This is a genomic window from Methanothermococcus thermolithotrophicus DSM 2095 (assembly GCF_000376965.1).
Classification (GTDB): Archaea; AGJL01; Methanococci; order Methanococcales; family Methanococcaceae; genus Methanothermococcus; species Methanothermococcus thermolithotrophicus.
The window spans coordinates 1-7978 of record NZ_AQXV01000012.1 but is presented as its reverse complement, the minus strand read 5'-3'; the positions used below and the strand labels follow the sequence as shown (position 1 = coordinate 7978).

At 31.3% G+C, this 7978-nt stretch carries 8 protein-coding genes and 1 CRISPR repeat array; of the genes, 5 read left to right on the top strand and 3 right to left on the bottom strand.

Features of this window, described 5'->3' with window-relative positions:
* Positions 1 to 10: 10 nt before the first annotated feature.
* A CRISPR array of direct repeats spans positions 11 to 336; the repeat unit is 37 nt; unit sequence GTCTGAAAGACTCATCCATTAAAACAAGGATGGAAAC.
* Positions 337 to 583: 247 nt separating this feature from the next.
* Complete coding sequence (locus F555_RS0100255; RefSeq protein WP_018153228.1) at positions 584 to 1270, top strand: hypothetical protein; 687 nt, start codon at positions 584 to 586, stop codon at positions 1268 to 1270.
* Positions 1271 to 1521: 251 nt separating this feature from the next.
* Here the strand turns inward: F555_RS0100255 and F555_RS0100250 are convergent, their stop codons facing one another.
* The 3 genes from F555_RS0100250 to F555_RS0100235 all read right to left on the bottom strand — a co-directional run bounded on the left by F555_RS0100250 (position 1522) and on the right by F555_RS0100235 (position 4122).
* Positions 1522 to 2193, bottom strand: coding sequence for a tyrosine-type recombinase/integrase (locus F555_RS0100250; protein ID WP_018153227.1), 672 nt, complete (start codon positions 2191 to 2193; stop codon positions 1522 to 1524).
* Positions 2194 to 2500: 307 nt separating this feature from the next.
* Positions 2501 to 2674 (bottom strand): hypothetical protein, encoded by a 174-nt coding sequence (locus F555_RS09385; protein WP_157205709.1) that lies wholly within the window; start codon positions 2672 to 2674, stop codon positions 2501 to 2503.
* A 671-nt stretch (positions 2675 to 3345) separates the two neighbouring features.
* The gene (locus F555_RS0100235) at positions 3346 to 4122 is read right to left on the bottom strand and encodes a substrate-binding domain-containing protein (protein WP_018153224.1); all 777 of its coding nucleotides are present in this window, start codon (positions 4120 to 4122) and stop codon (positions 3346 to 3348) included.
* A gap of 204 nt (positions 4123 to 4326) precedes the next feature.
* Between F555_RS0100235 and F555_RS0100230 the strand changes: the two genes are divergently transcribed.
* Genes F555_RS0100230 through F555_RS0100215 form a run of 4 tightly spaced genes read left to right on the top strand, consistent with a single transcriptional unit; the run spans position 4327 to position 7610 of the window.
* Positions 4327 to 5226: a glycine betaine ABC transporter substrate-binding protein gene (locus tag F555_RS0100230; protein WP_018153223.1), complete on the top strand. Its 900-nt coding sequence runs from the start codon at positions 4327 to 4329 to the stop codon at positions 5224 to 5226.
* A gap of 43 nt (positions 5227 to 5269) precedes the next feature.
* Positions 5270 to 6385 carry an ABC transporter ATP-binding protein gene (locus F555_RS09380; protein WP_018153222.1) on the top strand — a complete coding sequence of 372 codons (1116 nt, stop codon included), beginning with the start codon at positions 5270 to 5272 and terminating at the stop codon, positions 6383 to 6385.
* A 9-nt stretch (positions 6386 to 6394) separates the two neighbouring features.
* Positions 6395 to 7027, top strand: coding sequence for an ABC transporter permease (locus F555_RS09375; protein WP_018153221.1), 633 nt, complete (start codon positions 6395 to 6397; stop codon positions 7025 to 7027).
* Positions 7014 to 7610, top strand: a complete 597-nt coding sequence (locus F555_RS0100215; RefSeq protein ID WP_018153220.1) for an ABC transporter permease — start codon at positions 7014 to 7016, stop codon at positions 7608 to 7610. The genes F555_RS09375 and F555_RS0100215 overlap by 14 nt, the downstream gene beginning before the upstream one ends.
* Positions 7611 to 7978 lie beyond the last annotated feature (368 nt).

Sequence of the window (7978 nt, the reverse complement as noted above, 5' to 3'; positions counted from 1 at the left end):
TATCTAAAAAGTCTGAAAGACTCATCCATTAAAACAAGGATGGAAACAAGAAATGTACATTTGTGATTTGATAGACAGAAAAAAAGTCTGAAAGACTCATCCATTAAAACAAGGATGGAAACAATTTAAATAAAAATCATTCAAAAAGTAGAAGGTGTCTGAAAGACTCATCCATTAAAACAAGGATGGAAACCCTTTCCAGCCCCAATGCCTCATAAGCGGTTATGTCTGAAAGACTCATCCATTAAAACAAGGATGGAAACTCGAAGAATGGATAGAAATAAGAAACCTTATTGAAAGTCTGAAAGACTCATCCATTAAAACAAGGATGGAAACGTCTCTCTATAAACTTTTTTAATTCTAAATTTCAGTCTGAAAGACTCATCCATTATTTTATTTGGATCCAACCTTTTCTAAAGGTTGGAAATCAAACAACTACGTTGTTTGATTAAACAAGGATGGGAACATTCTTCAAAACATTTATGTTTTCCTCATCAATGTTTTGTTAAAATCCGGTTATTGTGGGATGGGAATTTGTGTTTGTCTTATGTTACATATATAATAATACCAAAGAGGTATTTTTATGAAAAAATTTGGACAAAGTAATCTTGTTACTTATGATATTTTAGAATTAATTTCTGAGGATGATAAAGTTGTTGTTTCGTTTAATATTTGTAGTACGGATTCTTTACGGCAGGTTTCTATTGTTTTGACAATGAAGAAACTATATATTCTCAAAAAAGACAACTTAGGTAAATCAATTCTTGAAATACCTGCAGATGAAATTGTTTTTATTAACTATGGGGTGAATATTAAAAAATCAATATTAAAATGTGATTCTAAGTTGATTGGGGTATTAAGGGTTGTAGATATCAAAAAGAAAATTTTTGAGGTTACAATAGAAGATATTCCTCTACAAAACTTCGAAAAACCTCTTTATAGAATAAAGAAAGAGCTGGAGATTATAACGGGTAAAAACTGGCAGATTATACAGCCTATTAGGGAGATTCTGATAAAGAGAACAGATGTTAATGAAAATGAACTTTTGGGTAATGTAGTTAAAAATATGGCTGCTTGTTCAACAAAACCGTCGTTATCAAAAATAGTAGAAAAAACAGATAGTTCTAATTTACAGAGAATCTCAGAAAGTGAAATGACAGGCGGTTTACTCCAAACGTTGCAGGATGTGTTTTCAAATCCATCATACAAAGGGAATAATATATTTTATACTAGGTATTGTTGCCATTACAATCATTTCCGCATTAGCTGAAAAAATTATTACAGTCATATTCCTATTCCTGATAATATATGTACTCATCATATACTTACAAAAAGGAAATTCAAAAACTTCAAAACGGAAAAGATGATTTCATATCTTTCACATTCCTCTGCATACGAACGCTAGGAATGGTCGCCTGTATTTAATTTACAAATTTTGTAGCACGAAAGAATTAACTTTCCGAGTTTAAATTAAGTTTTCGTTCAACCTTATTCTATTCCGAATATTATGTCTTGATTAACTCATTCCACATTTCCTAAATTCTTTAAAATTTCACTTCCGAGTTTTGATTGTGTATATTTTTCAATATAATTGATATTTTGGTGTTTTGTTATTTTTGCTAGAACCTGAGAAGGAATGCCCTGTTCTCCAAGGTATGTAATATACGCATATCTAAATGAGTGTGAGTTTATACCGTAATTTTTTGATAGCCATGTTCCTAGTCTGTTTACGATTTTTAATCTGGTTTTTTTCTTTTCTTCTATTGTTTCTGAGCTCGAAACTTCTTCCATGATTTTTATAAATTCTTCTTTTACGAGTTCGATATCGTTTTTATTTACGCATTTTGGTAGGATTAGGTCTCTTAGTTCTCCGTCTTTTCTTTTTTGTGTTCTTACTTTAACAATTACTCTATCGTTCCAGTTGATTTCGTCTAAATTTATGCATAGGGTTATCATTCCTGTGATTGCCTCCCATATTCTGCATCCGTTCCGTAATTGTAGTAGAAAGGTTAATAGGTAGGCGTATTTTTTCTTTTGTTTTTTGTATAGGAATGGTTTGCGCCGGAGCTCGTCTAATTCACTTTTCAGCATTTTGTAGGTTGTTTCGTAGTTTAGTCCTTTGTCCCATGTTCCTGTTGTTTTTTGTGTGTTTGTTTGGTTTGTGGTGTTGTGGGTCCAGTCCCAGGTTTTCATTTTTTCACCTTTGGTTTGGTATTTTTTTACTGATGTTGGAGTTTGGTTCGAAACTATACCTTTTAAATACTCCCAAAAAATAACATATAAATACTATAAAAACATATGCCGAGAAAATCAAAAATGCAATTAAAAGCTAAATTTGAACACGCCCCATATACACAAAAATCAAAATCATAAGTAAAAAAGCATGAGATATAACTATAATTCCATCTACGCCAACGATTTATTAATATAAGACGCTTTTAAAATAGGATAGCCCAGCGCATTGGGTTATAATGTTTTAACAAGTTGAATATATTCATTTTTAATTTTTTCTCCATATGACTATCTTCTTTAATATCCAGTCTTTTTTGAAGATATTTAAAACCATCTTAGTACAGAATTTAATAAGTTTTTCGTTATTTAATGCCTCAATTAAAACAGTCCTTCCACCAATAACCTCATAAGCATCATGAATATTAGAAATAGCACTTTCCAACAAATACCTTCCATAATCTTATTCCAAAATAGATCATTTTTCTCCAACTGTCCAATTATATAAATGGGAAATTCTCTTTTATCTTTTGAAAGTCCATCTAATCTTTTCAACGTCTTCTTTGAAACCTCTTCAACAATTTTTAAAATGATAGTGTTAAAGTGAAATAGCCTAAAATATTAGTAGTTCCCTTTTTAATAACTAAGTATGTCCTGTTTTTGTTTTTTTATTCAATCACCTGAACGAAGTGAAGGTGAGTTATAAAAATCACGAAGCGATTTTTATTCAAATAATATGGAAGAATTTTTTAAGAAGTTTTCCACATCAGTATTTTTAGAGCATTTAAATGCATTTAGTAAGTTTTTAACTTTTTTTATTATAGTTATTCAACAAGAATTTTTAAAGGAATTATAACTGCATCCTCTTCGCTCATTCAATCAGATAATCGAAACTAAACTTTATACTATTACACAACACAAGGTTAATCACATTAAAAAGTAAAATAAGTGATGATATGATTCTAAACACCATATATAAAGAAGAGAACACATGCATCACAAAATGTTTGGAAATAGGAACCATAGTCAAGAGCTTCAATCAAAGAAGCACTGGAAAATTTAAAAGAAGCTACTGAACTTTATTTAGAAGAGTTTCCATGTATGTAACTATATCACTTAAATATTACAATTTGATTTTATTGGAGTAATACTTGCATGCTCAGGATAGCATTCATACAATATTTCCCTTCCTTTTTTAGAGTTGATTGGTATAAAACCATTTTTTTCTAAAATTTTCTGTCCAGTATATGACAATACAAATTCTTTATACCTATAAGCCAAGTCCTTATTTTCTGAGTTTTCCATAACTCCAATAGTGAAAAATCCTGTTTCTCTTTCCACATATTTAGCAGGAATTTCAATAATATCAATGTTCCCATCAATACCCTTCAAAGTCGTGCATCTTTTTTCTACAATAACAGCATCACAATCCCCATTAACAACAGATTTTAACATTTTTCTATAACAATCAAAATCCTTAGCGCTCCTATCATATATTCTTTTAATTAAATCCCCAATATACGGTAAAGCAATGATTTCTGATATTGTAGCTTTTGAAGAAGTATATACAATAACATAATCTCTTAATAAATCCTCCAATCCATTTATATTCTTAGGATTCCCCAGCTGTGTTGCTATAACCCACTGAGTAAATTGATAAACATTATACCCATCTTCTATTAATCCACTCTTAGATAATAGTTTAGAATACATAACACCCCTTGGAAGAAAAACATCAGCATAAGCTCCATTTAATAATTCATCTTTTAAAATTGGGGACGACTTTCCAGTAAATCTTACCCTACAATCATACATTTTCTCAAAAACATGATTTACCTTCTGAAGTGCCTCAGTTGGACCCCCACAACTATATACTACCAATTCATCTTTCATGAGCTCACCTTATTAGATTTTATAATATGTTGCTCTTTATTAAATCATTGTTCAAATAAATTCATTGACTTATATTCTATTTTTTTCTATTAATTTATTGTTAATTAATACATCAATAATACACAAATGTATTAGAAAATTTATTAAGTTAATCTTAAATATTATTAACATAATTTTTTAAAGCATTAGTAGAGAGGTGAGCGTATGAAAAAGATATTGGCATTAGTTATGGGCGCCATACTTGTTATTACGGTGCTTTGTGGATGCACGACACAAAAAGAAGAAACTACCACAATTGTCATTGGTTCTAAACCTTTCAACGAGCAATATATTGTAGCCCATATGATGGCAATCCTCCTTGAAGAAAATGGTTATAAAGCCGAAGTGAAAGAAGGGCTTGGAGGAACGATGATTAACTATGAAGCCCTTAAAAAAGGTCAAATACATGCTTATGTAGAATATACCGGAACAGCATATAATGAAATTCTAAAATTAGACCCCCCAAAAGAATGGAATCCAGATTACATATACGATAAAAGTGCTGAGGAAATGTTAAAGAAAGATAATATTATAACAGTTGCAAAACTTGGATTTAGAGACGATTATGCCATAGCAGTTAAAAAAGATCTTGCTGAAAAACATAACTTAAAAAAATTAAGTGATTTGGCACCTTACGCTCCAGATATGACACTTGGAACAGATATAGAGTTTGCCACAAGACCAGATGGATTACCAAGAATAAAAGAAGTTTATGGCTTCACATTTGGAAATGTAAAACAGATGGAACCAACACTTATGTATGAAGCAATAAAAAATGATGAGGTAGATTCAATCTCAGCATATACAACAGATTCAAGAGTTGATCTGTTTAACTTAAAGATTCTCGAAGATGATAAAGGAGCACTACCACCTTACGATGCCATAATCATAATGAACAAGGACTTCACTGACAAACATCCAGATGTTGTGAATGTTCTTAAAAAACTCAATGGCGTGTTAGATACAGACACAATGAGAGCATTAAACTACCAATACGATGTTGAGAAAAAAGATGCAGATAAAATAGCAAGAGAATTTTTAACAAAAAAAGGATTAATTAAATAATAATAATTTTTTTAATTCTTCTTTCTTTTTTTTGGTGATTAAAATGCTACTTGATGATATAGATAGCATAGCACTTAACAATGTTACAAAACACTATGGAAAATTTACAGCAGTTGATAATGTTAGCCTTGAAATTTTTGGTGGAGAGCTCATAATTTTAATCGGTCCAAGTGGCTCAGGAAAAACAACTATTCTTAAAATGATAAATAGGATTGTAGAGCCGGATGAAGGTCAAGTATTTATAAACAGACAGAATGTAAAAGATTTTGATGAGGTTAAACTTAGAAGAAGCATAGGATATGTAATACAACAGATTGGATTATTCCCCCACATGACTGTCAAAGAAAACATATCACTTCTTTTAAAGTTAGAAAAATACAGTAAAGAAGAAATTGAAAATAGAGTCAATAAAGTATTGGATTTGGTAGCTTTGCCAGAGAAATTTGCAGATAGATATCCTCATCAGTTAAGCGGAGGGCAGCAGCAACGAGTTGGATTAGCAAGAGCTCTTGCTTTGGACCCCCCTCTTTTACTTATGGATGAACCTTTTGGAGCATTGGACCCAATTCTGAGAAAACAGTTGCAGGACGAGTTCTTAAAAATTAAAAAATCCTTAAAAAAGACCATAGTTTTTGTAACGCATGATATTGAAGAGGCATTCAAACTTGGGGACAGAATTGCTGTAATAAATAATGGAAAAATAATTCAAGTTGGATATCCAGAGGAGCTCCTATTAAATCCAGCTAATGAATTTGTTGAAAAGCTTGTGGATGCAGATAAGAAGTTTAAGCATCTTAACACACTGAAAGTTAAAGATGTAATGATTGACATTGACCCATATCTTATTGAGATTAACAATGTAAATGATATGGAAAAGGATACAATAATAAAAATTATGAACAAGAGAGGCATAGAACTTGCCGTTATTGTGAATAATGGAGTATTACTCGGTATTTTAGAGTTTAAAAATTTTTTCAAGTTCAATGACATTACTAATTCTATTGACAAACCATTGGTATTCTCCCCTAATGATTTCCTTGCTTCTGTTTTATCAGAGATGAAAGCTAAAAAGGCATCTTTTGGAATTGTTATCAATGAAAAAAATGAAAGACCTGCGGGAATACTATTAGCCAATGATATTCTTTTGAAGTTGTTATGAGGGAGAGAAATGGATATTTTTGTGATTTGGGAAACCCAAAATCTAACTTTAAGAACTATTGAACATTTAAGGATGTTTGGGATATCGTTAATTCTTTCAATATTAATTGGCATAACAGTTGGTTTTTGTTTGTATAGACACCAAAAACTTGCAACAATTACACTGAATGTATTAAATATAATTGAGGTAATTCCAACCCTCGCTCTACTTGTCTTATTTATCCCAATTTTAGGAATAGGTGAAGAGCCAACTATTGCCGCATCTGTTCTCTACTCAATACTTCCAATTGCAAGAAACACTTATGTAGGACTTATAACTGTTGATAAAAGTTATATAGATGTAGCAGAGGCTATGGGTATGAGGGAGAGAGATATATTATTAAAAATAAGGTTCCCACTCTCCCTTCCACTTATAGCAGCAGGTGTTAGGATAGCCGTTGTATTTACAATGGGAGTTATCACATTAGGAGGAATTATAGCCGCAGGTGGTTTAGGAGCTCCGATACAAACTGGAATACATATGTATGATAAGGATATTATTCTTGTAGCTGGTTTATGGGTTGGTATTTTGGCTTTAATTCTTGATGGATTTGCGGCAGTTTTGGAAAAATATTTAAGGGGGCGCTATCATGGTGCCGATTGAAAAAATATTATCTGCATTTGGGGAACATGTAATTTTGACTTATGCGTCTTTATTTATTAGCATAACCGTTGGAATATTCTTAGCAGTAATTTCATTAAAGAGTGAAAAGTTAGCACCCCTTATAATAGGATTTGCAAACCTTGTTCAAGCAATTCCAAGCTTTGCAGTTGTTGCTATCACTGTTCCACTTTTAGGAATCGGATTTACTCCTGCAATATTTGCAATATTTCTAAGAGCTCTGCTACCAATAGTTAAAAACACTTATGTGGGACTTAGTGAGGTTGATAATTCTATAATTGATGCTGCAAACGGTATAGGACTTACGGAATGGGAAGTAATAAAGTATGTGAGATTCCCGCATGCTTATCCTGCAATGTTTGCAGGCATTAAATTTGCAGCAGTCTTAGCTAACTCAATAGCAATCCTTACAGCAATAATTGGTTCTGGCGGGTTAGGAACGCTTGTATTTGAAGGTCTAGCAAGTTTTAACATGGAAAAGGTTTTATATGGTTCAATACCTGCGATAATATTAGCCATATTAATTGATTTAAGCTTTTCATTCGTGGAAAAAAAAATTAAATAAAAAAATGTCAAACTAATATCATCGAATTATCAACACTTATTTTTTATATTTTAAGAAGGGAGATATTCAGGTGATATCATGAAACTATTTTATGTGCATAAATTTAAGAAATTTTTTGCATATTTGGTGTTATCATTTTGAACCCCTCTTCATTCTCTTTAATGTCACATATGTTTCCATACAATGTTTTTAAAACTTCTTTTGTTAAAACATGGGCGTAAAAAGTACAAAATAAGTACGGTAGGATAGTGGTTCATAATCCTTATTCCCCACTACTCTACCTATTGGAATAGTGGGTTTCGGAGTTGCAAAATTTACCAGTTTGACCCTGAAAAAAGTATTACTTACTAATTTATTTTAATATACAA

What these genes read in the sequence shown, in the direction of transcription:
- F555_RS09380 (WP_018153222.1), top strand. Translation starts at nt 5,270, where the DNA reads ATGCTACTTGATGATATAGATAGCATAGCACTTAACAATGTTACAAAA.
- F555_RS0100230 (WP_018153223.1), top strand. Translation starts at nt 4,327, where the DNA reads ATGAAAAAGATATTGGCATTAGTTATGGGCGCCATACTTGTTATTACG.
- F555_RS0100250 (WP_018153227.1), bottom strand. Translation starts at nt 2,193, where the DNA reads ATGAAAACCTGGGACTGGACCCACAACACCACAAACCAAACAAACACA.
- F555_RS0100255 (WP_018153228.1), top strand. Translation starts at nt 584, where the DNA reads ATGAAAAAATTTGGACAAAGTAATCTTGTTACTTATGATATTTTAGAA.
- F555_RS0100215 (WP_018153220.1), top strand. Translation starts at nt 7,014, where the DNA reads ATGGTGCCGATTGAAAAAATATTATCTGCATTTGGGGAACATGTAATT.
- F555_RS0100235 (WP_018153224.1), bottom strand. Translation starts at nt 4,122, where the DNA reads ATGAAAGATGAATTGGTAGTATATAGTTGTGGGGGTCCAACTGAGGCA.
- F555_RS09375 (WP_018153221.1), top strand. Translation starts at nt 6,395, where the DNA reads ATGGATATTTTTGTGATTTGGGAAACCCAAAATCTAACTTTAAGAACT.